Annotated in this window: 1 pseudogene; it reads right to left on the bottom strand. The window is 40.4% G+C overall.

Going from position 1 to position 265, the window contains the following annotated elements:
* Positions 1–231, bottom strand: a pseudogene (locus CXF59_RS00135) (flagellar motor protein MotB); the annotation flags it as partial.
* Positions 232–265: the final 34 nt, after the last annotated feature.

The following is a 265-nucleotide window of genomic DNA, read 5'->3' as shown; positions in this document are numbered from 1 at the left end:
GTCGTTTTTCGCAAAAAGCTCTCCTCTACTATCGTTTCCAGACATTTTATCAAATTTTTCCATAATTTGATCCGCTTTGTCATTTTCGTCAACAGAACGAAGAGTTTGGGCATAGCGATAGTAATAAGCCGGCTCCACTTCGGATGTCATGGCAAATAACTCTCCATACCATTGTGCTGCTTTTTCGAGTTCCCCATTGAAATAGTAGGCATTTCCCAGTTTTTGGAACATATCAGCGGATTTATAACCTTTCTCAGCTACTCTC

Source organism: Flavobacterium sp. ALD4, assembly GCF_002836475.1.
Lineage (GTDB): Bacteria > Bacteroidota > Bacteroidia > Flavobacteriales > Flavobacteriaceae > Flavobacterium.
The sequence above is the reverse complement of the archived record's forward strand: the minus strand, read 5'-3'. Positions and strand labels throughout refer to the sequence as shown.